General features: G+C 37.3%; 18 protein-coding genes. 10 read left to right on the forward strand and 8 right to left on the reverse strand.

Annotated elements, in window-relative coordinates; translation table 11 throughout:
* Positions 1-129: 129 nt before the first annotated feature.
* From B4F31_RS15935 to B4F31_RS15945, 3 genes are all read right to left on the reverse strand, one after another.
* The gene (locus B4F31_RS15935) at positions 130-1,803 is read right to left on the reverse strand and encodes a S8 family peptidase (RefSeq protein WP_075325381.1); all 1,674 of its coding nucleotides are present in this window, start codon (positions 1,801-1,803) and stop codon (positions 130-132) included.
* A gap of 58 nt (positions 1,804-1,861) precedes the next feature.
* Complete coding sequence (locus B4F31_RS15940) at positions 1,862-2,725, reverse strand: MBL fold metallo-hydrolase (RefSeq protein WP_286761735.1); 864 nt, start codon at positions 2,723-2,725, stop codon at positions 1,862-1,864.
* Positions 2,726-2,828: 103 nt separating this feature from the next.
* Positions 2,829-4,616, reverse strand: a complete 1,788-nt coding sequence (locus tag B4F31_RS15945) for a cation:proton antiporter (protein WP_075325383.1) — start codon at positions 4,614-4,616, stop codon at positions 2,829-2,831.
* A 304-nt stretch (positions 4,617-4,920) separates the two neighbouring features.
* Here B4F31_RS15945 and B4F31_RS15950 point away from each other — a divergent pair, with 304 nt between their 5' ends.
* Positions 4,921-6,837, forward strand: a complete 1,917-nt coding sequence (locus B4F31_RS15950) for a cation:proton antiporter (protein ID WP_075325384.1) — start codon at positions 4,921-4,923, stop codon at positions 6,835-6,837.
* On the opposite strand, the gene B4F31_RS15955 is transcribed toward B4F31_RS15950, so the two are convergent.
* The 4 genes from B4F31_RS15955 to lepA all read right to left on the reverse strand — a co-directional run bounded on the left by B4F31_RS15955 (position 6,838) and on the right by lepA (position 10,034).
* Entirely contained in the window at positions 6,838-7,599 is a 762-nt protein-coding gene (locus B4F31_RS15955; RefSeq protein ID WP_286761736.1) for a YebC/PmpR family DNA-binding transcriptional regulator, read from the reverse strand.
* 85 nt (positions 7,600-7,684) lie between these two features.
* Positions 7,685-7,876, reverse strand: coding sequence for a type II toxin-antitoxin system RelE/ParE family toxin (locus B4F31_RS15960; RefSeq protein ID WP_286761810.1), 192 nt, complete (start codon positions 7,874-7,876; stop codon positions 7,685-7,687).
* Between the two features lie 111 nt (positions 7,877-7,987).
* Positions 7,988-8,188, reverse strand: coding sequence for an addiction module protein (locus B4F31_RS15965; protein ID WP_075325387.1), 201 nt, complete (start codon positions 8,186-8,188; stop codon positions 7,988-7,990).
* A gap of 49 nt (positions 8,189-8,237) precedes the next feature.
* The gene (lepA, locus tag B4F31_RS15970; RefSeq protein ID WP_286761737.1) at positions 8,238-10,034 is read right to left on the reverse strand and encodes a translation elongation factor 4; all 1,797 of its coding nucleotides are present in this window, start codon (positions 10,032-10,034) and stop codon (positions 8,238-8,240) included.
* 320 nt (positions 10,035-10,354) lie between these two features.
* Between lepA and B4F31_RS15975 the strand changes: the two genes are divergently transcribed.
* The 3 genes from B4F31_RS15975 to murQ all read left to right on the forward strand — a co-directional run bounded on the left by B4F31_RS15975 (position 10,355) and on the right by murQ (position 14,168).
* Positions 10,355-11,620 (forward strand): sugar MFS transporter, encoded by a 1,266-nt coding sequence (locus B4F31_RS15975; protein WP_075325389.1) that lies wholly within the window; start codon positions 10,355-10,357, stop codon positions 11,618-11,620.
* Positions 11,621-11,702: 82 nt separating this feature from the next.
* Entirely contained in the window at positions 11,703-13,277 is a 1,575-nt protein-coding gene (locus B4F31_RS15980; RefSeq protein WP_286761738.1) for a beta-N-acetylhexosaminidase, read from the forward strand.
* A 75-nt stretch (positions 13,278-13,352) separates the two neighbouring features.
* Positions 13,353-14,168 carry an N-acetylmuramic acid 6-phosphate etherase gene (murQ, locus tag B4F31_RS15985; RefSeq protein ID WP_075325391.1) on the forward strand — a complete coding sequence of 272 codons (816 nt, stop codon included), beginning with the start codon at positions 13,353-13,355 and terminating at the stop codon, positions 14,166-14,168.
* Positions 14,169-14,245: 77 nt separating this feature from the next.
* Here murQ and B4F31_RS15990 read toward each other — a convergent pair whose 3' ends face one another.
* Positions 14,246-15,001 (reverse strand): DeoR/GlpR family DNA-binding transcription regulator, encoded by a 756-nt coding sequence (locus B4F31_RS15990; protein ID WP_075325392.1) that lies wholly within the window; start codon positions 14,999-15,001, stop codon positions 14,246-14,248.
* Positions 15,002-15,300: 299 nt separating this feature from the next.
* On the opposite strand from B4F31_RS15990, the gene B4F31_RS15995 reads away from it, so the two are divergent.
* The 6 genes from B4F31_RS15995 to B4F31_RS16020 all read left to right on the forward strand — a co-directional run bounded on the left by B4F31_RS15995 (position 15,301) and on the right by B4F31_RS16020 (position 25,747).
* Positions 15,301-18,501, forward strand: a complete 3,201-nt coding sequence (locus tag B4F31_RS15995; RefSeq protein ID WP_286761739.1) for a SusC/RagA family TonB-linked outer membrane protein — start codon at positions 15,301-15,303, stop codon at positions 18,499-18,501.
* A gap of 19 nt (positions 18,502-18,520) precedes the next feature.
* Complete coding sequence (locus tag B4F31_RS16000; RefSeq protein WP_286761740.1) at positions 18,521-20,233, forward strand: RagB/SusD family nutrient uptake outer membrane protein; 1,713 nt, start codon at positions 18,521-18,523, stop codon at positions 20,231-20,233.
* 81 nt (positions 20,234-20,314) lie between these two features.
* Positions 20,315-21,913, forward strand: coding sequence for a glycoside hydrolase family 10 protein (locus tag B4F31_RS16005; protein ID WP_075325394.1), 1,599 nt, complete (start codon positions 20,315-20,317; stop codon positions 21,911-21,913).
* A gap of 6 nt (positions 21,914-21,919) precedes the next feature.
* Positions 21,920-23,377 carry a sodium:solute symporter gene (locus B4F31_RS16010; RefSeq protein WP_075325395.1) on the forward strand — a complete coding sequence of 486 codons (1,458 nt, stop codon included), beginning with the start codon at positions 21,920-21,922 and terminating at the stop codon, positions 23,375-23,377.
* 12 nt (positions 23,378-23,389) lie between these two features.
* A complete protein-coding gene (locus B4F31_RS16015; RefSeq protein ID WP_093304715.1) occupies positions 23,390-24,406 on the forward strand; it encodes a dipeptide epimerase in 1,017 nt (338 codons plus the stop codon).
* A 114-nt stretch (positions 24,407-24,520) separates the two neighbouring features.
* Entirely contained in the window at positions 24,521-25,747 is a 1,227-nt protein-coding gene (locus B4F31_RS16020; RefSeq protein WP_286761741.1) for an NlpC/P60 family protein, read from the forward strand.
* Positions 25,748-25,820: the final 73 nt, after the last annotated feature.

A 25,820-nucleotide genomic window follows, 5' to 3' on the forward strand; every position in this document is an offset into this window, starting at 1 on the left:
TAATTGTGGTTTTTATGATCAAAATATTACTCGATAATCGAGATTTAAATGCTCCGAGGCTTGCCTCGAAATTAAAATATTTTTTCCTATTTATGCCTCTGGCTTGCACAGAGGTAGTTTACTTGAATTCTATTTTGTTTGTGAAGCTAAAATAAGGGCATTATAAAGATTTACCATTTTACCTGATGTAGATAATTCTTTAAAATCCTTAGTATTGCTTCTATCGCCACCTACAATTACATTGGCATTAGTGGTTAAACCACTGTCCATAATAATTTGTTTAACCTGCGCAGCGCTTAATTTTGGATAAAATGAACGAATAATTGCAGCTACCCCGGCCACGGCTGGTGAAGCCATAGAGGTACCCTGTAAATATTCGTATTCATTATTTGGCGTTGTAGACCAGATCTTAGTTCCCGGAGCAAAAACATCAATATTTGTTTTTCCGTAGTTAGAAAAATCGGCTACCAGTTGAGAACCGTAGTCAAAATTAAGAGCACCAACCGTTAAGAAATTATCGGAAATTTCCTGGGGTGCTTCAGGGGTTTGATCGTTGGGATAAACGGTGTTTTCGTCTAAATTAAGACCTTCATTTCCTCCGGCATTTACTATTAAAACATCGTTTTCTGCAGCATATTGAATGGCTTCTGTAACCCACTCTGGATTAGGTGAAAAATACTTTCCAAAACTAGTATTAATCACTTTTGCGCCATTATCTACGGCATAACGAATTGCCAGGGCAATATCCTTATCGTATTCATCACCATCTGGTACGGCACGTAAAACCATAATTTCAGCATTATTGGCTACACCGTTAATACCCATATTATTATTTCTTTCTGCAGCGATAATTCCCGCAACGTGGGTGCCGTGCTTAAGATCTTCTTTATCTTGTGAAGGTCCCATAACATTGGCGTTCCCATAGTTTGTATCGGTAATATCATATGGATCGTCACCTACCGGCGCGCGGCCATCTAATTCTAAGTTAAAATGAGTATCTAAACGACCGGCATAATAGTCAATACCTTCATCCAATTCATCTAAGGCTTCAGGAATATTTTCGTTTACATTATTTTGAATTTGCTGCAACATGGCTTTATACTGTGCCAATTGCCCGGTAGCTTCCATTTCATTAAGCTCTTTTTTAGTATAATCTTCTTTACCAAGTTGCGAAGAAACAGCCTGGTGGGCTGCTACCAATTGCTTTTTAATTTGCTCGTACTGGTTTTTGCTCTGTACCGTTTCAGCGTATTCTTTCTCGTATTCTTCTTTAGCTTCCTGGTAGTATATATACTCGGCACGATCTGCTGTACTTATAGAACTAGCCGATTTACCTTCATATTTTGGCTTTAAACGCTTATAAATACGGGTGTATTCCATATTTTCTTTTACAGCATCACCAAGAAAGTTCCAGCCGTGCATATCATCTATATAGCCATTATTATCGTCGTCTTTTCCATTACCGGGAATTTCATCGGTATTGGTCCAGATTACACCATCAAGATCTTCGTGCTCAATATCAACGCCGCTGTCTATAACGGCAACGATAGTTTTTTGTCCTTTGTTATTTTTAATAATTTCTGAATAAGCTTTATCAACGCTCATTCCCGGAATAGTATCATTTACAAGATCGGCCCCGCCCCAACCCTGGAGTTGAGTATCAGTAAGATCTGTAATTTTAAGCGGAATAGAATCTATATTCGCAATTGGGGTAGAAACAATTTTTGGGGAGCCGCTTCCGCAGGAAGCTAAAATAAGGGCGCTTCCCATTATTAATGCTGGTTTTAAAAAGGGTATTTTCATTTATTCTATTGAATTTAATTTATCTGAAAAATTAATTTGATTTTATACAGAATTCAACTTAATTAAAAAGTTCATTAAAAGTAAAGGTTTTGTCTAACCTAACTCCTTTTTCGGTGTTTTTTAAAGTGATAATTTCGTTGTGAGCATCGTGCTCCAGGAACAAATAATAACCTTTATTTGCCGCTTGTTTTAAAATTGTCTCTTTTTCGGTTAAAGTTAGTAACGGCCGGGTATCAAATCCCATAACGTATGGTAAAGGAATATGTCCGGCTGTGGGCAATAAATCTGCCATGAAAACAAGGGTTTTATCTTTATACTGAATATGCGGAATCATTTGTTTATCGGTATGTCCATCAACAAACAGCACGCCAAAATCAAATTCCTGAGATTGTATGAAATTTTTGTTCTCAGTTCGATCTAAAAAATGTAGCTGACCGCTTTCTTCCATAGGGAGGATATTTTCAGGAAGAAACGAAGCTTTTTCCCTGGCATTAGGTTCTGTTGCCCATTTCCAGTGATCTTTATTACTCCAGAATTTCGCATTTTTAAAAGCCGGTTCATACCCGGTTTTGTCTTTATTCCATTTTATGGCGCCTCCAACGTGGTCAAAATGAAGGTGTGTTAGGAAAACATCGGTAATATCATCACGGTGCAATCCGTACTTTTTAAGCGACTTATCTAAAGAATGATCACCCCAGGGATAATAAAAACCAAAGAATTTATCGCTTTGTTTATCGCCCATTCCGGTGTCTATAAGACTTAATTTATCCCCGTCTTCTATAAGCAGGCAACGGGCTGCCATATCTATCATATTATTAGAATCAGCAGGATTTGTTCTGCTCCACAGGCTTTTTGGGACTACACCAAACATAGCACCACCATCTAATTTAAAATTACCAGATTCTATAGGGTATAATTTCATAATATTCAGTTTAGGTTCTGCAAATTACTAAAAGCAAAAAACATGCGCTGCTAAATTTCTATTAGCAGGCATGTTTCAAAAATTTAAGAGGTTAAAATTTATGCTATTCCAGGTAAATTATTTTTTCTCCTTCATCTATAGTATCGTTATAATGGAAAGGTCTTTTAATTCCTTCGGTATTAACAATAAAAAATGGAAGAATAGAGTTTTTATCGTCTTTATGCTGTTTTACCCACTCACGAGTAGAAATTTCTTCTTCTACCGTGTATGTTTTCTCTTCAAAATTACCATTGCTAATTTTTGCTGCCCAGGGTTTTAATTCAGTTTTATTGGCAAAAAGGGATGTAGCATTAATTTTATCAAGCATATCTACATCGGTGCCGCTTTCACTTGGGGAAACCAATACAATTTTATTTGGGATATAAAATGCATCGTCTGCCAGTTGTGCGGCCAGGAAGTTTATTTCGCTATTGCCGGTAAGTCCTATAAAAGTGCCTTTTTCTATGGCTTTGGCATCTTCCAGGGTTTCTTCTTTTAAAATGTTACCGTACATACTATTAAAGCCCTGTTTTTTAGCTTCGGCAACCATTTCGCGGTTGGCATCTATAATAATCACATCATCATCTTTTTGCTGAAGTTGTTTCGCCATATACAAACCAAGCGGATTGGCACCTAAAATTATGTAACCTGATCTTGATTCCTGATGTACTAATTCGTTTCTATTTCTTAGCCAGGTTGTAGTCCAGGTTAAGAAAAGTGGGACTGTAAGGGTGGTGAAAATGGCCATAAAAACGAGTATAGAGAAAATTTCGCTTGTAATAATGCCCATTTGTAAGCCAATTCCTGCAATTATAATTTCTACGGCGCCACGCCCATTCATTCCGGTCCCTACGGCAATACCTTCTCGCCAACCATAACCGCTGGGAAGGTAAAAAAGTGCAGTACCAAGGATTTTACCTACCATAGCAACCACTGTTACAACTATAAGCATAAGTAAATCTGTTTGAAAGACCTCAAGGGTGACATTAAATCCTGCTGAAACAAAAAAGATAGGCGCCAGAAAACCTATAGAAATATCGTGAAATATATGGTTAATATCTTTTGAAATTTGCCTGTTAAAAACACCGTCACGAATAAACAAACCGGCCATAAAAGCTCCAAGAATACTATGTAATCCAGCTACTTCTGCTAATTCAGAAAAACCCAGTACAATAATTAGAATTATGGTAAAATGTAGCGTTCTACTGGTATAGTTAGACTTCATTAAAAATTTACCTAATAGCGGTAATAAATAAATTCCTGCAAGTGCGGTAAAAACAAAGAATAAGATTGCTTTGCCCGCAACCCAAACCAAGCCAAGAGTATCAATACTCCCGGCGTCTACATAACTTACAATTCCTGCGAAAATCACCAGAGCGAGCGTATCAGAAATAAGGGCACCGGCCATAAGAACGTAAGCAATTCGGGTATTGAGAAGTTTTAAATCTACGAGTATTCTACTTTTAGTTGCGAGCGAGGTGACGGCAACCGCAATTGCCACAAAAATTGCTGCCATTTGCGTCCCTCCAAAATAAATTATGGAATAATAACCAAGTGCAAAAGGCACGATAAAACCACCAATAGCGGCTAAAAGCCCGGGCCAGGAAGCTTTTCCAAGGTCCCTAAAATTAATTTCCATCCCTATATAAACCATAAGCAGGATGATACCGACTTCGGCCAGGACGTTAATCATTTCAGAAGTTTCCATTATTCCCAATAGGGCGGGACCAAGTAAAATTCCTATAATCAGCTCTCCCAGAATTGCGGGATATCCTAATTTTTTTGCGGCAGAGCCTCCTAACCATGCACTGAATAAAATAATTAGGAGACTAAGAATATTTAATTCTTCCATAAAGAATATTTTGGTGGTTGAACCTACAAAATATCAATATTTTCACTAATTACAGATATTTATTTATGTTAAATGACTATAAATCGTATTTATTAGATATTCTGAAATTAAACTAAACGGAGTACCTCTAAGAGATATTCAAAGAAAAATAATCTGATTCGAAGCAAGAAATATTGAAAGATTGAGGAAGGAAGTGAAACATTTAAAACTCAATTATTCAGTAAAAAGCCTGAAATCCTTAGAGAGTTGCCATTAAATCAACCTATTTTTGTAAATAGCAATTTATAGCTCAAATAATTAACGCATGTTAGAACTTGCAAGTTTGGTAATATTGGGAATCCTGGCCCAGTGGTTAGCCTGGAAGATTAAAACCCCGGCAATTTTACCACTTATTTTAATTGGCCTTTTAGTTGGGCCCATTTCAACTTTAATTAGTGAAGATGGTACCAAATGGGTAGAACCTATTTGGAACGGCTCTGAAGGCTTATTCCCTGGGGAAAGTTTGTTTTATTTCGTTTCTCTAGCCATTTCAGTTATTCTTTTTGAAGGAGGATTAACCCTTAAAAGGAGTGAAGTTGGTAATATTGGTCCGGTAATTTTAAAACTTATCAGCGTTGGGTCAGTGGTCACCTTTTTAGGTGCAGGTTTAGCCGCGCATTTTATATTTGATCTTTCCTGGCAAATTTCCTTTTTATTTTCAGCCTTAATTATTGTAACCGGTCCTACGGTTATTTCCCCAATTCTTCGGAATATTCCTTTAAAATCACATGTTTCCTCGATTCTAAAATGGGAAGGAATTCTAATTGACCCCATTGGTGCGCTTATTTCGGTCTTAATGTTTGAATTTATTAGGGTTGAAGGAGGACAGGATTTTACTCAAACAGCATTAATTGAATTTGGTAAGATTTTACTTTTTGGATTTACATTTGGGTTCACATTCGCCCATTTGTTGGCTTTTTTAATAAAAAGGCAGATAATTCCGCACTATTTACTCAATGTTTTTATCCTTGCAACCGTACTGGGAGTTTTTGTATTAGCCGATACATTTGCCCACGAAAGCGGACTTCTGGCTGTGGTTATTATGGGAATGGTTATGGGAAACCAAAAATTACCCAATATAAAAGAACTACTGTATTTTAAAGAGTCACTAAGTGTTTTATTAATTTCTATACTCTTTATCTTATTAGCAGCAAATATTGAAATTGAAGAGCTGTTGCTGGTTTTTAACTGGAATTCTCTTATTCTTTTTGGAGTGGTGGTTTTACTAATAAGGCCCCTGGGAGTAATTTTAAGTTCCCTGGGTTCAGGTTTAAAAGTCAATGAAATTGCATTTGTTAGCTGGGTGGGACCTCGCGGTATTGTAGCCGCCGGTATTGCCTCTTTATTCGGCTTACGATTGGCGCGTGAAGGTATTGCCGGCGCCGAATATATTACTCCTTTAGTTTTTATGATCGTGCTTTGTTCGGTTTTATTAAATGCAGCCACGGCAAGGCTTTTTGCACGTTTGGTAGGAGTTTTTATAAAAGATTCACAGGGAATTTTAATTATTGGAGCTTCATCTATAGCAAGATTAATAGGAAAATATTTACACGATAATGAGCGGCACGTAGTGCTCCTGGATAATAATTCTGATAATGTAAAGAAAGCCCGGGATTTGGGGATTGATGCCATTGAAGGCAGCGTTTATTCAGATGATCTAATGAATAATGTTGAACTGAATGATATTGGTTATTTAATGGCCATGACCGGAAACAGTGATATTAATAAAACGGCGATAACAAAATTTAAAAAGCAGTTTGGAGAAAACGGGTCGTTTAGGGTTATTACTGCCGATGAAATGAATAATCCCGAGAAGAACCCGGCTGAAGGTTTATTTTCTCATACCGATGATTATATAAAGCTAACCGAAGTTTCCAGAAGTTATCCTAAGATCCATGAATTAGTACTTAACAGTAAGGAACATTATGAAGGCTTAATTGAAATTTCTAAGACCGATCCTGATATTATTCCGCTATTTGTAAAAAATAACAAGGGAGGGTTAACTATTATACCTTCGCACAGCTCAGATGTGGAGATTGAGGAAGGATTTCAGTTAGTTTACCTAGGAAAGAAAATTCAGCGTGAAGAAAAAGGAGAAGAAGATTACAACGAAACCATAGATGAAGAGGAAACGGTTGACGCTTTAGAGGGTGACAGAGAAGAACAGGAGCAGGAAAAATAATTAAGCTTCTTTTTCCATTTCTTCCATTAAGTTATCGGTAATTTCCATGTTGTGATAAACGTTTTGAACATCGTCGTCGTCTTCAAATTTTTCAACGAGGTTCAGGATTTTTTTGGCGTCTTCCACAGGTAATTCTACAGTATTCATAGGAATTCTTTGAACTTCAGAAGATTTTACTTCAATTTCCAATTCTTCTAATTTAGAAGCCATTAAGCCGAAATCATTAAAATCGGTATAAATAGTGATATAATCATCTTCCTTTTCAATTTTTGAAGCGCCACCTTCAATAAGTTCGAGTTCAAATTCTTCGAGATTCATCTCTATTTTCTCCCGTTCAATGGTAAATACTCCTTTTTTATCAAATAGGAATTCCAGTGAACCATTGGTTCCTAAGTTTCCACCATTTTTAGAAAAAGTAGATCGAACTGAAGCCACGGTTCTATTGGTATTATCGGTAGTACATTCAATAAAGAACGCGATTCCGTTGGGTCCGTAACCTTCAAAGGTTACGAGTTCATAATTATCGGCATCAGCGCCGCTGGCTTTCTTTATAGCGCGTTCTATAGTGTCTTTGGGCATATTCACACCCTGGGCATTAGAAATGGCATTACGCAGCGCGGGATTAGCTTCAGGATCGGGTCCGCCGCCTTCTTTTACAGCCACACTAATCTCTTTAATTGCTCGGGTAAACTGCTTTGCACGTTTCTTATCCTGTGCACCTTTGCGGTGCTTTATATTTGCCCATTTACTATGTCCGGCCATTTTTTTAGTTTTTAGATGGTAGACTTACAAAATTAAGAAAATGTATAAAACAGAAAAACATCCCTGCTCTCAGGGAGATTTGAAATTAATCATTTCTTTTGTGAACTTTTTTATACTCCTGACTTGTATGAAGAACTGCGAAAATAATTAATGTATTTTCTGAAATTTGATAGAAAATTGCATAAGGAAATTTTGTAACCAAAGCTCGCCTTAGATTTTGGTATTGAACCTGATAATGTTCAGGGAATTTGCGGATATATTCGATTTCAGAATTTATTTCTGCTTTAAAATCTTCTGAAAGTGGATTTCCTCCTTTTTTAAAGTAGTATTTTTTTGGCTTCCGTCAGATCGGTTTTAACCTCAGGTAAGAATTTAACCGAAAAAGCCATTACCAGGTTTCTTTAAAACTATCCCAATCTGAAAGATTTTCGGGATTTTTTTCAAAACTTTTAATTCTCTTATCCAGTTCTTCTTTTTGAGAAGTTGTAATTTCTGGACATAGAATTTTTTCAATAACTTCTATAACATGCTCATCTTTGACTTTAGTGAGCTCTTGAATTAAGTTATATTTTCTGGTAACAAGATCCATAGTCCTTCATTTTAAACTAAAGATACAAAATTAGCTTATAATTAATTTTCTAATCATTTAGCTTCAAAACTGCCATAAATGCTTCCTGAGGAATTTCCACATTTCCTACCTGGCGCATACGTTTTTTACCTTTTTTCTGCTTTTCTAGAAGTTTACGTTTACGGGAAATATCACCCCCGTAACATTTTGCGGTAACATCTTTTCTAAGCGCTTTTACGGTTTCACGAGCAATAATTTTTGCACCAATTGCAGCTTGGATTGGAATATCAAATTGTTGTCTTGGAATTAACTCCTTCAGTTTTTCACACATTTTTTTACCAATATCGTAAGCATTATCAACGTGGAGTAGTGCAGAGAGCGCATCTACAACATTTCCGTTTAATAAAACATCTACTTTAACCAGTTTTGACTGGCGCATTCCTATTGGCGAATAATCGAAGGAAGCGTAACCTCGGGAAACGGTTTTTAACCTGTCGTAAAAGTCGAAAACAATTTCAGCTAAAGGCATATCAAAAGAAAGTTCAACCCTTTCTGTAGTAAGATACGTTTGGTTAGTAATTTCACCCCTTTTTTCAATACAAAGCGACATTACATTCCCTACATAATCAGCTTTAGTGATTATAGTAGCTTTAATATAAGGTTCTTCTACACGGTTAAGTGACGAAGGTTCCGGCAGATCAGATGGGTTATTAACCAGGATTAATTCATCTGGGTTTTTATTTGTAAAAGCGTGGTAAGATACGTTGGGTACGGTAGTAATTACCGTCATATCAAATTCACGTTCTAACCGTTCCTGAATAATTTCCAGGTGTAACATTCCTAAAAATCCACAACGGAAACCAAAACCTAATGCAGCAGAACTTTCCGGTAAAAATACCAGGGAAGCGTCATTAAGCTGAAGTTTCTCCATAGAACTTCTTAGTTCTTCATAATCTTCTGTATCTACTGGATAAATACCGGCAAAAACCATAGGTTTTACATCCTCAAACCCTGCTACAGCTTCGGTAGTAGGATTTTTAGCATCGGTAATAGTATCCCCAACTTTTACTTCGCGGGCATCTTTAATTCCTGTGATAAGGTAACCTACATCGCCCGTTTTTATTTCCTGCCGCGGGAATTGCTTTAAACGCAAAGTTCCTACTTCATCGGCGAAATAATTTTTCTGGGTAGCTACAAATTTAATATTCTGGCCTTTTTTAATCGATCCGTTAATAACTCTAAAATAGGTTTCTACACCTCTAAATGGATTGTAAACCGAATCAAAAATAAGCGCTCTTAGAGGAGCATCTACTTTCCCGCGTGGGGCCGGAACGCGGGTTATAATCGCTTTCAGAATTTCCTCTATTCCCAGCCCTGTTTTTGCACTTGCAGGAATAATATCTTCATATTCACACCCCAGAAGATCTACAATATCATCGCTTACCACTTCTGGGTTTGCACTTGGTAAATCTACTTTGTTAAGTACGGGAATTATCTCAAGGTCGTTTTCCAGGGCTAAATAAAGGTTAGAAATAGTTTGTGCCTGGATACTTTGAGCAGCATCAACCACTAATAAAGCACCTTCACAAGCTGCGATAGAACGGGAAACTTCGTAAGAAAAATCTACGTGTCCCGGAGTATCAATAAGATTCAAAACATATTTTTCTCCTTCATATTCATAATCCATCTGTATGGCGTGACTTTTAATAGTAATGCCACGTTCACGTTCCAGATCCATACTATCCAGGAGCTGTTCCTGCTTTTCACGATCGGTTACAGAACCGGTAAAGTCCAGTAAACGGTCTGCCAGGGTACTTTTTCCGTGGTCAATATGGGCGATTATACAGAAGTTTCTAATATGCTTCATCGGGTATTTTTAATAATTGAATTCCTTAAAAGGTAATCAACAAATTTAAGTTTACAAATATAGTTTATTTCATAGTCCTAAAAAGAAAGATAGATAATAAGAATATGGAAAACCGATTTTAGAAATTATCGCTTTTCGAATAATTCATTTAAATAAAAAAATGGTTAATCTTTTAGTTAATTATAAAAAAACTTACTTAAGTGTGTAGTGGTTGTAAAAAAGTTTCTTTTTTTTGTAAGAAACAATTATGTTAGAATTTTGCTAAAAGGCGTTAAGTTTAACCCAAAAATAAATTCTCAACTTATATAAGATAAATACCTATGGCAGCTAAAACCGCAACCAACCAGAACAACACCAGTAGATCTATTGTTATAATTGGGGTGTTATTTTTCATCTTTGGCTTTGTTACCTGGCTAAACTCTGTGCTTATTCCTTTTTTAAAAACAGCCAGCCAGTTAAACAATTTTGAATCTTACCTCGTAGCTTTTGCATCTTACATTTCTTACTTTGTAATGGCAATCCCCTCAGCCTGGGTTTTAAAGAAAATAGGTTTTAAGAACGGAATGTCCCTGGGACTTATAGTTATGGCCATAGGTGCTTTAATTTTTATTCCAGCTGCAATGTCCAGAACCTACGCAATGTTCCTTTTTGGATTATTTGTTCAGGGAACAGGATTGGCGTTACTACAATCTGCTGCCAACCCGTATATCACTATTCTGGGGCCAATTGAAAGTGCAGCGAAGCGAATTAGTATTATGGGAATTTGTAACAAAGTTGCAGGTGCCTTAGCTCCAATTATTTTCGGTGCAATTTTGCTGAAAAATATGGATGCGGTAGAAGCAAGGCTAGAAGGAATGGGTGCCGCCGCAAAAGCTGCTGAATTAGATGAACTCGCTTCACTCGTGATTACACCATATATAATTATGGCTGTAATTTTGGTAGGATTATCGGTGCTTATTTATTATTCAGCTTTGCCTGAAATTGAAACCGATGGAGAAGATGATACCCTTGCTGCTGCTAATAAAAGCAAGACCAGTGTGCTTCAGTTTCCAAATTTATTATTAGGAACTCTGGCGATGTTCCTGTATGTGGGAGTAGAGGTAATTGCAGGAGATACTGTAATAAGTTATGCACGTGATGGGCATGATATTGCAACAGATGTGGCTAAATATTTTACCACTTATACTTTAATTGCAATGATTGTAGGTTACTTAATTGGTACGGTAACTATTCCAAAATATATAAGTCAGCAGAAAGCCTTGCAAATTTCGGGGATACTTGGAATTATACTCGGGTTAGCTGCAATTTTTACTGATGGGTATATTTCAGTGCTTTGTATTTCCCTTTTAGGTTTGGCAAATGCTTTGGTATTTCCGGCTATCTGGCCTTTAGCACTTCACGGCCTGGGGAGATTTACTAAAATGGGATCTTCATTTTTAATTATGGCCCTTGCCGGTGGAGCTATTTTACCGCTAATTTATGGTTACCTGGCAGATACTTTTGATCCGCAATCGGCTTACTGGATAGTTATCCCAAGTTACCTTTATATCTGGTTTTTTGCTGCAAAAGGGCATAAAATAAAGTAAATTACCTCGGAGAAATAATCTCTGATTTCTGGGTTGGTCCTGGAGTTTATAAATTTCGATTATCGAGTAAAATATTGTTATAATGAAAAGTTTAAAGTTAAGTGTTAGTTTAGTTTTTTTAGTGTTATTTCAGTGGGGTTTATCCGCACAAGAATCCCAAACTGAAAAACCGGCAATCATTCCGCAGCCGGCAGAAATTGAGTGGAAAGAAGGTTTCTTTACACTCCAGGAAAGAACAGTGGTTTGTTTTAATTCCGGTGCAGAAGCATCGGCTGCCTGGCTGCAGCGATTGTTGAAAAATACTTATACGCAAAGTTATACTATGAAAGGCGAAAACTGTAACGGTTTTAGCCTTAATCTTGATCCAAATCTTGAAGAAACCCTGGGGAAAGAAGGTTATAATTTGAATATATCTTCTAGTGTGGTTAGTTTAGAAGCAGCTTCGGAAGCAGGACTTTTCTATGGAATTCAAACCATACGACAAATGTTCCCGGCTGAAATTGAAAATAAAAAAGTTTCAGAAGAAATTAAACTTCCGCAGGGTAGTATTTCAGATAGTCCAAAATACGAGTGGCGTGGTTCCATGCTGGATATTGCCCGTAGTTTTTTTGGCCCAGATTATATTAAAAAGCATCTAGACAGAATGGCTTTTTATAAATTAAACCGACTTCATTTGCACCTAACCGATGACCAGGGTTGGCGAATAGAAATAAAACAAAAACCCAAACTAACTGAACTGGGAAGTAAAGGCGCTGTAAAAGGCGGTCGTTCCGGGTATTTAACCCAGGAAGAATATAAAGAAATCCAGGAATATGCCGCAGCGAGAAATATTGTAATAGTTCCTGAAATTGATATGCCCGGCCATATTTATTCTGCATTAATGGCGTATCCTGAATTGAATTGCGACGAATTTGCAAATATTGAACCCAGGTTGGCAACTCCTCCACAACTTTTCCACGAGTACACAGTGGGCTGGAGCAAATTATGCCTGGATAAACCGGAGATCTACGATTTTGTTGCAACGGTTTTAAGCGAAATGGCCGAAATTACTACGGGAGATTATTTGCATATTGGAGGAGATGAAATTGAAGATGAACGCTATAAAGAATTTGTGATAAAAGCAGATTCTATTGTTCGAGGTTTAGGAAAAACAACCATTGGATGGGAAGAAGTAACCCAGGCACAGGTAGATAGTACATTGATTAGTCAGCGTTGGAATGGGAAAACCAATAGTGTAGTGAATACGCCTATAATAGAATCTATTTGTTCAAGTTTTTATTATGATCACGCCAACTTGCCGGGACAGGAAATGACCAATAACTGGTGCAAGGAAGATGGAGTTTCTTTAAAAGATGCTTATACCTTTAAGGTGAAAAACCCAAATACAATAGGGGTAGAGGCTCCGGTTTGGACCGAGATGGTACTTTCTAATGAAGCTGCCGATGATAGGTTTTGGCCGCGAACAATTGCGATGGCAGAAGTGGGTTGGAGTGAAGAAGAAAATAAAGATTATAAAAACTTTATAAAAAGATTAAGTGAACATGGATTGCGACTGGACCTTATGGATGTGCATTACTTTCGAACTCCAGAGGTAGAATGGAACAGCGATAGAAATAAAGGTGTTTTTTCAGAATTTATGCCTAAATCTAAATTTTAAATTATTTTAGATATTTTATTTAAAAAATTTACCCTCGAATTATAGATCGAGGTATATTATAATTAAACCTAAAAAATGGAGAATAATAATCCCGAAACTGAAAAAACTTCTAAATATAATGATTTAGAGAAAATGAGTACTTCAACTCTGCTTCACAATATAAACAAGGAAGATAAAACCGTTCCAGAAAGTGTTGAAAAAGAACTTCCTGCAATTCAAAGATTAGTTGATGCTATAGTACCTAAAATGGAGGCCGGTGGGAGATTACTTTATATTGGAGCTGGAACAAGTGGTAGACTGGGTGTTTTAGATGCTTCCGAATGTCCTCCTACTTTTGGTGTTTCAGATGAATTAGTTATTGGCTTAATTGCTGGGGGTGATATTGCGTTAAGAAATGCTGTAGAAAATGCTGAAGATGATACCAATCAGGCCTGGAAAGATCTTCAGAAGTTTGATGTTTCAGAAAAAGATGTGTTGGTAGGGATCGCTGCATCAGGTACTACTCCATACGTTATTGGCGGAATTAAGGATGCGCGATCTAAAGGAATTGTTACCGGGTGTATAACCTGTAGTTCCGGAAGTCCCTTGGCCAAAGCAAGCGAATTCCCTATAGAGGTGGTTACTGGCCCTGAGTTTGTAACCGGCAGTACAAGAATGAAAGCAGGTACTGCGCAAAAGCTGGTATTGAATATGATCTCAACCAGTGTAATGATAAAACTAGGTAGGGTAAAAGGCAATAAAATGGTAGATATGCAACTTTCCAATAAGAAATTGGTAGGTCGCGGAACTAGGATGATCATGGAGGAACTAAATGTAGATGAAGCTGAAGCCGCACGATTGCTTCAAACATACAAAAGTGTACGAAATGTACTGGCAAAATATGAAAATTAATATTTTACGAAATATAATGTTGTAACTTTTCTACAATGGAATTACTTAATTTCAGGTATTAATTGTTTTTAATATCTCTATAATAAGTCCAGGCCTATACTTCTATATTTTTGTAGTTCTGGTGAGTTAGGTTCTAACTCTGTAATTAGTGTATCTACAGCAATCGTATCACAAACTTTAAAACGGTTATAGGTGTTTAGCTTTTTAGAAATGGTAAGTGAAACTAATTTTTTGGAAGATTTAACCATTGCCTTTTTCATTTGGGCGACCTCCCAATCCAGTTCGGTAACACCTTTTTTTATATCCATATAACCTGTGCCTAAAAAACAGATATCGACTGTGATTTCCGATAAAAGGTTAATTGCACTTCCTCCTGCCGCAAGTTGCGAGCCGCGGGATAATTTTCCTCCAATAAGATGTACTTCGTCATTTTTGGAGGTGTTATTAAGCAGTTCTACAGCCATAGGGAGACTTGGAGTAAAGAAAGTTAAATTCATCTTTTTAGGAAGCAATTTTGCAAGTTCTAAATTAGTAGACCCCCCACTAATAAGCACCACATCGCGATGGTTTAGAAGTTCGACTCCTTTCTTTGCAATAATAGATTTATTTTCATATTCGTACACCTCCCGAGTATTATCGGAATGAATATTAAATCCATTTGAAACCGCTCCTCCGTGAACTTTTTTAAGCTGTTTTAATTTATCCAGTTCCATAAGGTCCCTTCGTACAGTATCCATAGATACATTAAGAGTTCTGGTTAGATCACTTAGTAGAACCCTGTTATGTAAATGTACTTCGTCAAGAATAATTCGATGGCGCTCTGTTTTTTTCATATTAGATCTTTGAAACTGGTTTTTGGATTAAAGAACAGTATATAACAAAATTAATTTGAATCAAATTAATATGTTAAAATTTCTGAATTAAGAGTTTTTAAAATAAAACCATTTTTTTATTAAAATTCCGTGTGTGCAATTAAAAATAGCAAAAATTAGGATACTAGAGCAAAAAAAACGGCAAAATAAGTAGATTATTGCAATTTTTAGTTGCTATTAAAAAATTTATATGATATGTTTGTTTCATAATTAATTGTTAATGTATTATGATGGGAAAACGTTTTCGTAAATCTATTTTAGTGTTAGTCTGCTTATTTTCAATTCAGGCTTGGGCACAGGAGAGAGAAGTTACTGGTGAAGTTTTTGATACAGACGGGATACCTCTTCCAGGGGTAAATGTATTTGTAGAGAACACTTCAACAGGAACTGTTACAAATTTTGACGGACAATTTTCTTTGAGTATTCCAGATGATAACAGTATAGTACTGGTTTTTTCGTCTTTGGGATTTCAAGAACAAAAAATTACCGTAGAAGATCAAACTAACTTTAGCATTACTATGCAAACCGATACCGAAGGCCTCGATGAGGTTGTAGTAGTTGGTTATGGTAGTCAAAAACGAAGTAATGTAACAAGCGCAATCTCTACTGTAGATGCAGAGGTTTTAGATTCAAGACCAATTACAGATGTTGCACGAGGATTGCAGGGTGCAAGCCCCGGGGTTACAATTACTGCTCCAACGGGTCAAATAGGTCAGAACCCAACCATTAGACTACGTGGTAATGTAGGAACCTTAAGTCCCGGTGGTGGTGGAGCTCAACCTCTAATTTTAGTAGATAACGTAGAGGTTTCGAGCCTTCAATCTATTAACCCACAGGATATAGAAGATATTTCTGTCTTAAAGGATGCGGCATCCACTTCTATTTATGGAGCGCGAGCTGCCTGGGGGGTTATTTTGATTACTACTAAAAATGGTAGAAGAAGCCAGGCACCAACTGTAAATTACTCAAATAACATTTCCTGGTCTACACCAACTAATACACCCACGGTAGCACCTGCGGCTGAGGGAGCTGAAATGGCTTTTGCTGCGGTGAGAAGAAGAATCCCTTCCTTGGATGCATTTGGACTGGTTAATATGTTTTTAGATGATACCGCTATTGAAAGAATGAGGGATTGGGAAACTAATTATGGAGGTCAGGATCTTGGACCAGAAATGGTAGAAGGACGTGATTTTGAAATTAGGGATGGTAGATTATTTTTCTATCGACCATGGAACCCGGAGGAAATGTTTGTTAAAGAATGGGCTCCACAACAAAAACATGATGTGTCAGTTTCCGGAGGTAGTGAAAAAACAAATTACTACGTAGGTTTGGGTTATTTAGAACAGGGAGGTGTTTATAAAACAAACCCTGATGAATTTGAAAGATATAACCTTAACTTAAGTGTTAACACTTCTATTACTGACTGGATGGATGTAAGGGCTAAGGTCCTTTACACAAATACCAGAACTACAGAGCCTTTTGCTTTTGGCTCTGCAACTTATGATGCCTGGTATTATACTACCAGATGGCCGGCATACTATCCATATGGAACATATGAAGGTAATCCTTTTAGAAGCCATATTAATGAAGTTACCCAAGCTAATATGAACGAGAATAACAGGGCACTAACCAGAATTAATTTAGGAACTACTATTAATCCAATAGAAAATCTGGCAATTAATTTTGATTATACTCATGATGGTGTAGATAGACATGAACACCAGGTTGGAGGCTCTGTTTCGGCTTATAACTTCTGGGCTACTGGTCCAAATTTGGTTTATGAACCTTACACCAGTCCTGCTTATGACAGGGTAGTTTATAATTCTTCCTGGAGTAGAAGGAATACGGCAAAAGCTTTTGCCACATATGATCTTAATATAGCTGATGATCACGATTTTGAAGTTACAGTGGGTGGTGATGCTGAAGAATTTGAATTATGGGCTCAAACTTCTCAAAGAAGAGACCTTTTAAATCCTGAACAGGGAGAGTTAGACTTAGCTACAGGTGATCAGTTTGTAGGTGGAGACAGAGAACACTGGACCACTTTAGGTGCTTTTGCTCGTATAAACTATTCATATAAAGATAAATATCTTTTAAATCTTAATGGTAGATATGATGGTTCTTCCAGGCTTTCTGCAGATGAAAAATGGGCTTTTTTCCCATCAATGTCTGCCGGTTGGATTGTAACCCAGGAAGACTTTATGGATTCTTTAAAGCCTACTTTATCGTTCTTTAAAATAAGAGGTTCTTATGGTTCTGTAGGTAATCAAAATGCATTAATTTCTAATATTTACAGAACAATGTCTTCGTATAATTCTGGATGGTTAATAGATGGTGAAAACCAGTTAGCTACCGGTACACCGGGTGCATTACCGGCAGATTTAACTTGGGAAACTGTTACTACTTTAGACCTTGGTTTTGATGCCAGATTCTTTAAAGATAAATTAGGAGCAAGTTTTAGCTGGTATGAGCGTACCATAAGTGATATGCATAGTGCCGGTGTAACTTTACCAAGTTCATTTGGAACTTCGGCTCCAATAAGGAATTTTGGTGAAATCCAAACCCGCGGTTGGGAATTGGAAGTTGATTTTAATCATACTTTTGATAACGGACTTAGCATTAATGCAAAAGGAAATTTAACCGATTTCACTGAAAAAGTAACCAAATTTGCCAATACTACCGAAGGAATTAATTCTTATTATGAAGGTAAAGAGCTTGGAGAAATTTGGGGTTACGAAACCGATAGATTTTTTACCGAAGACGATTTTGATTCAGATGGAAATTTAGTTGATGGAATTCCTTCTCAGGAAATTTTTGAAACAAACGGTTGGTTTGAGTATGGACCCGGTGACATAAAATACAAGGATTTAAATGGTGATGGCGTTGTAGATTTTGGTTCTAGAACAGTAGGTGATAGCGGGGATATGAAAAGAATTGGTAATTCTACACCTCGATACCAATATGGATTACAATTAGGAGCAAACTGGAAAGGTTTTGATTTTAATATGTTTATGCAAGGTGTTGGAAAACGTGATTTCTGGGCTAATGGACCAGTTTTCATTCCGGGATATCGTTATGGAGAAGCCTGGTATGAGCATCAGTTAGACTATTGGACACCAGAAAATCCAAATGCATATTATCCAAGACCTAATGACCAGGGACAGTCTAATAACGCTATGAACTTTTTACCACAATCTAAATATTTGTTGGATATGTCTTATTTGAGAATGAAGAACATTACCCTTGGGTATACCATTCCAACTTCTCTAACCGAAAAATTTGAGGTAGAAAGATTTAGACTTTATGTAAGTGGTGAAAACCTGTTTGAATTTACAGGAGCTCAGATACCTGTAGATCCAGAAGTAGATTATACTACAGCAGGTTTAAATGATACATCAACTTTTGGCCGTGTATATCCTTTTAGAAGATCATTTTCTATTGGAGTTCAGGTAACGCTTTAATTTTAAAAACTTAGTTGAAATGAAAATAACAAATAAAATATTCATTCTTTTCTTTCTTGCGGTAGGTGTTGCAAGTTGTGAAAAAGATTTTCTGGATACTCCTCCACAGGATGTCCTTGTAGACGAGACTTACTGGTCTAGTGAGGGGAATGTGAAAACCTTTGCTTACGGATTTTATACCGCATATTTTTCAGGGTATGGCTCAGGTTATACCTGGGGAAAATATTTTACAGGACAATCGTTAAATGATGATTTTGCACCTACAAATCCACCAAGGTTTACGCTTCAGGTTCCAACTTCCGGTGGAGGGTGGACCTTTGCCTGGGTGCGTAAAGCAAACATTTTTATAGATCGTGTACAGGGGGTAGATATGGAAGAAGAAGCCATTAACCACTGGACAGGTATTGGTAGATTTTTTAGAGGTTTAGAATATCATGACCTTGTAAAAGATTTTGGAGATGTTCCTTATTATGAAGAAGAACTTTCTGAAAATGAAGATGAGGTTTTATATAAAAAACGTGATGATAGAACCTTTGTTATGGATCGGGTTTTGGAAGATTTCCGGTTTGCGGCAGAAAATGTAAGAGAAAATGTGGAGAATGATGGTCTTGAAGTGGACAGGGATGTGGTATTAGGTTTTATGTCAAGAGTTTTCTTATATGAAGGAACCTGGCAAAAATACCATGAGAATAATAATGAAAAAGCCGCTGAATATCTGGAAGCAGCAAAATGGGCAGCTGAACAGGTTATTGAATCCGGCAACTATTCATTAGGAAATTATAGAGAAGTTTTCAATTCTTTAGATCTTTCAGGAAACCCTGAAGTTCTACTTTACAGAGAATATGAAGAGGGTATGATAACCCACGCTCTAAATAGTTACAATAACATGGAGCCTCAAACAGGTGTTTCTAAAGATGGAATTGAAGCTTACTTAGCAGATGATGGATTACCTATAGGTATTTCTGATCAATATCAGGGAGACAAAGGTATAGAAAACGTAATGGCTAATCGTGACCCTAGAATTTATGAAACTTTTGTTTCAGATGAATTAAGAATTAATGGTATAGATGCAAATTATTCTACCACAGGATATGCTGCTCACAAATTCTTAAATGAAGATATTAAAGATGAGCCTAGAGGAAACTCTAACTTAAACCCTACTGATGCACCAATTATTCGTTATGGAGAAATCCTTGTTAATTATGCAGAAGCTGCTTACGAGCTTTCTACAGTAGGCGGGGCAGCATTTACCCAGGAAGATTTAGACAAATCTATTAATGTATTAAGAGACAGACCTGGAATTAATATTCCGCATCTTGAAGTTTCTGGAGATCAGCCGGCCGTTAACGGCCAAACTTACGATGATCCCCAAAGAGATCCAGATGTTGCTCCTATTCTTTGGGAAATTCGTAGAGAAAGAAGGGTAGAGTTGATATTTGAAGGATTTAGGTTAGACGATCTTAAGCGCTGGGAAAAACTGGAATATACAGATATGGTTCAGTACCCGGATATCAATCGTGGAGCCTGGATAGACAAATCAAATTATCCTGATGCAGATCTTGAAAACCTTGAAGTAACAGAAGGAGATGAAGGTTATTTAATCCCAGCTTCAGCCGAAGAATCCTTAAGAACTTTTGACGACCCCAGAGTTTATCTTGAACCTATTCCATTAGATCAAATTACATTGTATAGAGATCAGGGAGTAGAACTGGAACAAAACCCAGGTTGGTAATATATTTAATATGAGTTAGCTAGAAAGTCCTTCGGAATTAATTCTGAAGGACTTTTCTTTAATTATTCCAAATCCCTAATTATGAAAAAATCCATTCTATGCCTCCTTGTACTATGTATGTTTTTCTTTTCCTGTAAAACTGCGAAAGATGCACCTCAACCTCAACCACAGGAAAAACCTGAACCTGAAGAGGTTGTTGAAGAAATCCCAGAGGAAATTGAAGCTCCAGCAACTCCAGAAGAAGATGAGGTTAAATGGGATCCAAATACTCCAAAAAATATTGAAGAATTCCGGGCAGCCTGGGTGGCCACCGTTGCCAATATCAACTGGCCCAGTAAACCCGGTCTTTCAACTTCAGCACAGCAACAAGAAGCCCTTGAACTTTTAGATTTTTTAGAAGAACACAATTTTAATGCAGTAGTATTCCAGGTACGTCCGCAGGCCGATGCTCTTTACGACAGTGAAATAGAGCCCTGGTCTTATTATCTCACCGGAGAACAGGGAAAAGCTCCCGATCCTTATTACGACCCGCTTAAATTTTGGGTTAATGCTGCTCATGAACGCGGTTTAGAGCTACATGTTTGGTTAAATCCTTATCGTGCTCATCATACAACCGGGAAAGAAATCAGTGAAAAATCGGTCATTAAAACCAATCCTGGTCTTGTTGTGGAACTGGAAAATGGAATGTGGTGGATGGATCCTGCTCAAAAAGGAACACAAGATCGTTCTTCGGCAGTAGTGATGGATATTGTAAAGCGCTATGATGTTGACGGGATTCATTTTGACGATTATTTTTATCCCTACGATTCTTATAATAACGGCAAAGATTTCCCAGATGATAAGAGCTGGAGGGCCTACCAGGCTGCTGGCGGGGAACTTTCTCGTGGCGATTGGCGTAGAGAAAGCGTTAACGTTTTTATCAAAAGAATTTACGAGGAAATTAAAGCAGAAAAACCCCATGTAAAATTCGGCTTAAGTCCTTTTGGGATTTGGCGCCCGGGATATCCTGAATCTGTTCAGGGTTACGACCAGTATGATAAGTTATATGCCGATGCTAAACTTTGGTTAAACGAAGGTTGGATAGATTACTACACCCCACAGTTATACTGGAAAATAAGTCAGCTTGGGCAGAGTTTTCCGGAATTATTGGGCTGGTGGCAAAGTGAAAACACCAAACAACGCCATTTATGGCCGGGAATGAATGTTGGTGGGGAAGGTGACGAAATGCATATTACCGAAGTGATCAATCAAATTATGATTACCCGCGGAATGCTTCCGCAGAGCAAAGGGGCCGTGCATTGGAGTATAGGTCCCTTGTTGAAAAATAAGGAATTGGCAAAAGCTATAAAAGAAGGACCTTACAGAAAGAAAACCCTGGTTCCGCCAAGTCCCTGGTTAGATAACACCCCACCGGAAATTCCAAATGTCACGGTGAATGAAAATCTTGATAAGATTGAAATGACCTGGGGAGTTGAAAATGATGAAGATATTCACAAATGGGTGCTATACTTTAAATACGAAACCGGAAACTGGGATTATAAAATTTTAAATTCCGAAAAAAGAAGTCAGGATTTGCAGAAAGAAGTAGGAGGGAAGAAAACTAAACTTCAAAAAATTGGAATTACATCTGTAGATCGCACCGGTAATCAGAGCGAATTTATAGAAATTGAAATAAATTAATCATTTATGAGCCCTATCCTCGTTTTTGGAGTAATCGCCGGTTATTTTGTTTTATTACTGGCTATTAGTCATTTTACTTCAAGGCAAGCCGATAACAATACCTTTTTTACCGCAAACAGGCAATCGCCCTGGTTCCTGGTAGCCTATGGGATGGTTGGCGCAACCCTTTCTGGCGTTACGTTTATCTCTGTTCCCGGGGAAGTCGGTAATTCCAACTGGACCTATTTGCAATTTGTGATGGGGAATATGGTAGGATATGCGGTGATTGCTCTTGTTTTAATTCCGTTGTTCTATAAATTGAAATTAATTTCAATTTATGAATATTTAAAAGATCGCTTCGGGCAAAACTCCTATTATGCAGGGGCTTCGTTTTTCCTTATTTCCCAAACAATAGGTGCTTCTTTTCGATTATTTTTAGCGGCATTGGTGTTGCAAATCGCTTTTTTTGATGCTTTTGGAATTCCGTTTTGGGTAACGGTAATGATCACCATTGCTTTAATCTGGTTGTATACATTTCGAGGAGGAATTAAAACCATTGTTTGGACAGATACCCTACAAACCACTTTCTTATTGTTAGCTGTGGTGATCAGTATTTTTATGATCGTAGACCATATGGGACTTAAATTTACCGATGTATTCGCAACGGTGGCTAACAGCGAAAAATCTACGATTTTCGACTGGAATTGGCGCTCTAATAATGCATTTTTCAAGAGTTTTCTGGCGGGAATATTTATTACCATCGCCATGAACGGACTTGATCAAAATGTGATGCAGAAAAATTTAACCTGTAAAAGTATAGGGGAAGCACAAAAGAATATTTTTTGGTTTTCTATCGTATTTTTCTTCTCTACTGTATTGTTTTTAGCCCTGGGAGTTTTACTTTACAAATACGCGATGGACCAGGGAATAGCCATTCCCGAAAGAACAGATGATCTTTATCCGTTACTAGCTTTAAATCACTTTGGAATTCTCGCCGGTGTTGTTTTCCTCTTAGGAATTACCGCCGCGGCATTTTCCAGTGCAGATTCAGCATTAACAGCACTTACCACTTCGTTTTGTGTTGATATTTTAGATATTCAGAAAAAGGAAAAAAATCAGAAAAAGACCAGGTTACTGGTTCATATTGGCTTTACCATATTAATGTTTATTGTAATTATAGTTTTTAATTCGCTAAATGATAGCAGCGTGGTAAGCGCCGTATTTAAAGTTGCCGGCTTTACTTACGGACCACTTCTGGGGCTATTCGCTTATGGTTTATTGAGTAAAAATCCGGTTAGGGATAAATGGGTACCCGTAGTATGCATTTTATCACCGGTAATTTCAGTAATTTTAGATTTCAATTCTGAAGCCTGGTTAAACGGCTATCAGTTTGGTTTTGAAATTTTGTTGGTCAACGCCGCAATTACCATGTTAGGCCTTTTCGCCCTATACAAAGCTAAAACCGATGAGGTTTCTATTGACTAAATTTTTAAGAAAATGGAACTAAAATTTCATCCATACAACCTGGAACTAAAAAACACCTTTACCATAAGTCACGGTTCCAGGGATGTTCAGCCAACTTTAATCGTTTCCTTAAGCGACCGTGGGTTTACCGGTTATGGAGAAGCTACAGCAACTTCCTATTACGGGGTTACGATTAAAAAAATGCAGGCCGATATTCTTAATATTGAAGACTTAATTGCTGAAAATATTCTCCTGGAACCTGAGGAATTATGGGAGTTAACCTATCCGCATTTAAAAGAAAATCCATTTGCGCTATGTGCATTGGATATGGCTATGCATGACCTCCACGGAAAAAGAAATCGCCAACCGCTTTATCAATTATGGGGGCTGGATTTAAAGAATATTCCGCTTACCAACTATACTATCGGGATAGATTCTGTAGAAAAGATGGTTCAGAAAATTAAAGAATTTCCGTGGCCACTTTACAAGATTAAACTCGGAACCGAAGATGATGTAGCTATTGTTAGAGAACTGCGGAAACATACAAATTCAATTTTCCGGGTAGATGCTAACGCCGCCTGGACGGTAGATCAGGCTATTGAAAATGCCAAAGCCTTAAAAGAATTAAATGTTGAATTCTTGGAACAGCCCTTAAAAGCCAATGATTGGGAGGGAATGGAAAAACTTTATAAAGAATCGGTTTTGCCACTTATTGCCGATGAAAGTTGTATTGAAGAAAGCGATGTTGAAAAGTGCGCAGGCTATTTTCACGGAATAAACATTAAGCTTACCAAATGCGGCGGACTAACGCCCGGAAAAAGAATGATTCTAAAGGGAAAATCACTCGGTTTAAAAGTAATGGTGGGTTGTATGACCGAATCTACCGTGGGAATTTCAGCCATCGCACAATTATTGCCGCTCTTGGATTATGTAGATATGGACGGCGGACTTTTAATTAAAAATGATATCGCCGATGGCGTAAAAGTCTATGACGAAAAAGTACATTTCCCTAAAAGAAACGGCACCGGGGTTGAATTGTATGAGAAATAGAAATATTACGTCATTCTGTCCCGAAGCTTCGGGATCGTTTCAGAATCTAAGCTTCCCAAAAAGTAAAAATCATTCGTGAATTTGTGGCGAAAACAAGAAACTAAAATTGAAATAATGAATTTAATAAAACCTTATTTACCCTTTTTACTAACGCTTTTCTTATTCGCTTCCTGCGATGAGAAAGAAGAGAAAAAAGAAGAAAATCCGCTTCAAAACCAAATAGTAGAAGTAGAAGAAAACTACGCACCAGATGGACGGGTTGCACTCTTTGAAGTTACAGCCGAAAAAAATGGAGAAACCTATATTCTGAGAGGAGAATCTAATGACCCTGAAGCGGTAAATTCTTTAAAAGAAAAGCTAGAGTCAGAAAATATCAAGTTTACCGATAGCATTCAGGTACTTCCAGATACTGAAGCTTTGGAAGATAAGATTCGTGGAGTTGTAAAAATTTCAGTGGCAAATCTAAGAGATGAACCAAAACATTCGGCGCAATTGGTAACTCAGGCAACCCTGGGAATGCCGCTTAAGGTTTATAAAAAAGAAGGAAGTTGGTATTTTGTTCAAACTCCGGAAGGTTATTTAGCCTGGGTAGATTACGGCGGAATTGAAAATATGACTGAAGAAGAATTTGCTAATTGGAAATCTCAGGAAAAATTAATTTTTACCGAGCCTACGGGTAATTCTTATTCCGAAGCAAATTCAGACTCTCAAACAGTTTCAGATCTTGTAGCTGGGAACATTTTAGAGCTTATAAGCGAACAAAGTAATTTTTATAAGGTAGAATATCCAAATGGGAAAAAAGCCTTTGTAGAGAAAGCCTACGCTCAGCCTTATAAAGAATGGCTGGCATCTTTAGATCAAACTGAAGAAGATTTGGTGGCTACTGCACATAAATTGATGGGATTACCTTATTTATGGGGCGGTACTTCTCCTAAAGGAGTAGATTGCAGCGGTTACACTAAAACCATATATTTTCTAAACGGAATGGTGATTCCGCGTGATGCATCGCAGCAAATTCATACCGGAGATGTAGTAGATACCGATAAAAACTTTGAAAATCTTGAAAAAGGCGACTTGCTTTTCTTTGGAAAACCGGCCACCGATTCTACTTCAGAACGCGTAATTCACGTAGGAATGTGGATTGGTGATAACAAGTTTATTCATTCAATGGGCGAGGTTCATATTAGTAATTTTGATACCGAAGCCGAAGATTTTGATGAATATAATTACAATCGCTACTTAAGAACCAAACGGATTTTAAACAAAGAAGATAAAGGCTTAATCTACCTTAAAAATACCGATCTTTTTACTACTTCAGAAGCTGAAGAAGTGAAGATGTGAAGTTTTTAAAGAAGCTCTTATAGCTTTGATCCTGAAATCGTTTCAAGATCTACGATGTTATTTACTCAAACCT

Source organism: Salegentibacter sp. UBA1130, assembly GCF_002311535.1.
GTDB lineage: Bacteria > Bacteroidota > Bacteroidia > Flavobacteriales > Flavobacteriaceae > Salegentibacter > Salegentibacter agarivorans.

What these genes read in the sequence shown, in the direction of transcription:
- B4F31_RS16000 (WP_286761740.1), top strand. Translation starts at nt 18,521, where the DNA reads ATGAAAATAACAAATAAAATATTCATTCTTTTCTTTCTTGCGGTAGGT.
- B4F31_RS15980 (WP_286761738.1), top strand. Translation starts at nt 11,703, where the DNA reads ATGAAAAGTTTAAAGTTAAGTGTTAGTTTAGTTTTTTTAGTGTTATTT.
- lepA (WP_286761737.1), bottom strand. Translation starts at nt 10,034, where the DNA reads ATGAAGCATATTAGAAACTTCTGTATAATCGCCCATATTGACCACGGA.
- B4F31_RS15975 (WP_075325389.1), top strand. Translation starts at nt 10,355, where the DNA reads ATGGCAGCTAAAACCGCAACCAACCAGAACAACACCAGTAGATCTATT.
- B4F31_RS15965 (WP_075325387.1), bottom strand. Translation starts at nt 8,188, where the DNA reads ATGGATCTTGTTACCAGAAAATATAACTTAATTCAAGAGCTCACTAAA.
- B4F31_RS16020 (WP_286761741.1), top strand. Translation starts at nt 24,521, where the DNA reads ATGAATTTAATAAAACCTTATTTACCCTTTTTACTAACGCTTTTCTTA.
- B4F31_RS16010 (WP_075325395.1), top strand. Translation starts at nt 21,920, where the DNA reads ATGAGCCCTATCCTCGTTTTTGGAGTAATCGCCGGTTATTTTGTTTTA.
- B4F31_RS15940 (WP_286761735.1), bottom strand. Translation starts at nt 2,725, where the DNA reads ATGAAATTATACCCTATAGAATCTGGTAATTTTAAATTAGATGGTGGT.
- B4F31_RS15945 (WP_075325383.1), bottom strand. Translation starts at nt 4,616, where the DNA reads ATGGAAGAATTAAATATTCTTAGTCTCCTAATTATTTTATTCAGTGCA.
- B4F31_RS15935 (WP_075325381.1), bottom strand. Translation starts at nt 1,803, where the DNA reads ATGAAAATACCCTTTTTAAAACCAGCATTAATAATGGGAAGCGCCCTT.
- B4F31_RS16015 (WP_093304715.1), top strand. Translation starts at nt 23,390, where the DNA reads ATGGAACTAAAATTTCATCCATACAACCTGGAACTAAAAAACACCTTT.
- B4F31_RS15950 (WP_075325384.1), top strand. Translation starts at nt 4,921, where the DNA reads ATGTTAGAACTTGCAAGTTTGGTAATATTGGGAATCCTGGCCCAGTGG.
- murQ (WP_075325391.1), top strand. Translation starts at nt 13,353, where the DNA reads ATGGAGAATAATAATCCCGAAACTGAAAAAACTTCTAAATATAATGAT.
- B4F31_RS15955 (WP_286761736.1), bottom strand. Translation starts at nt 7,599, where the DNA reads ATGGCCGGACATAGTAAATGGGCAAATATAAAGCACCGCAAAGGTGCA.
- B4F31_RS16005 (WP_075325394.1), top strand. Translation starts at nt 20,315, where the DNA reads ATGAAAAAATCCATTCTATGCCTCCTTGTACTATGTATGTTTTTCTTT.
- B4F31_RS15990 (WP_075325392.1), bottom strand. Translation starts at nt 15,001, where the DNA reads ATGAAAAAAACAGAGCGCCATCGAATTATTCTTGACGAAGTACATTTA.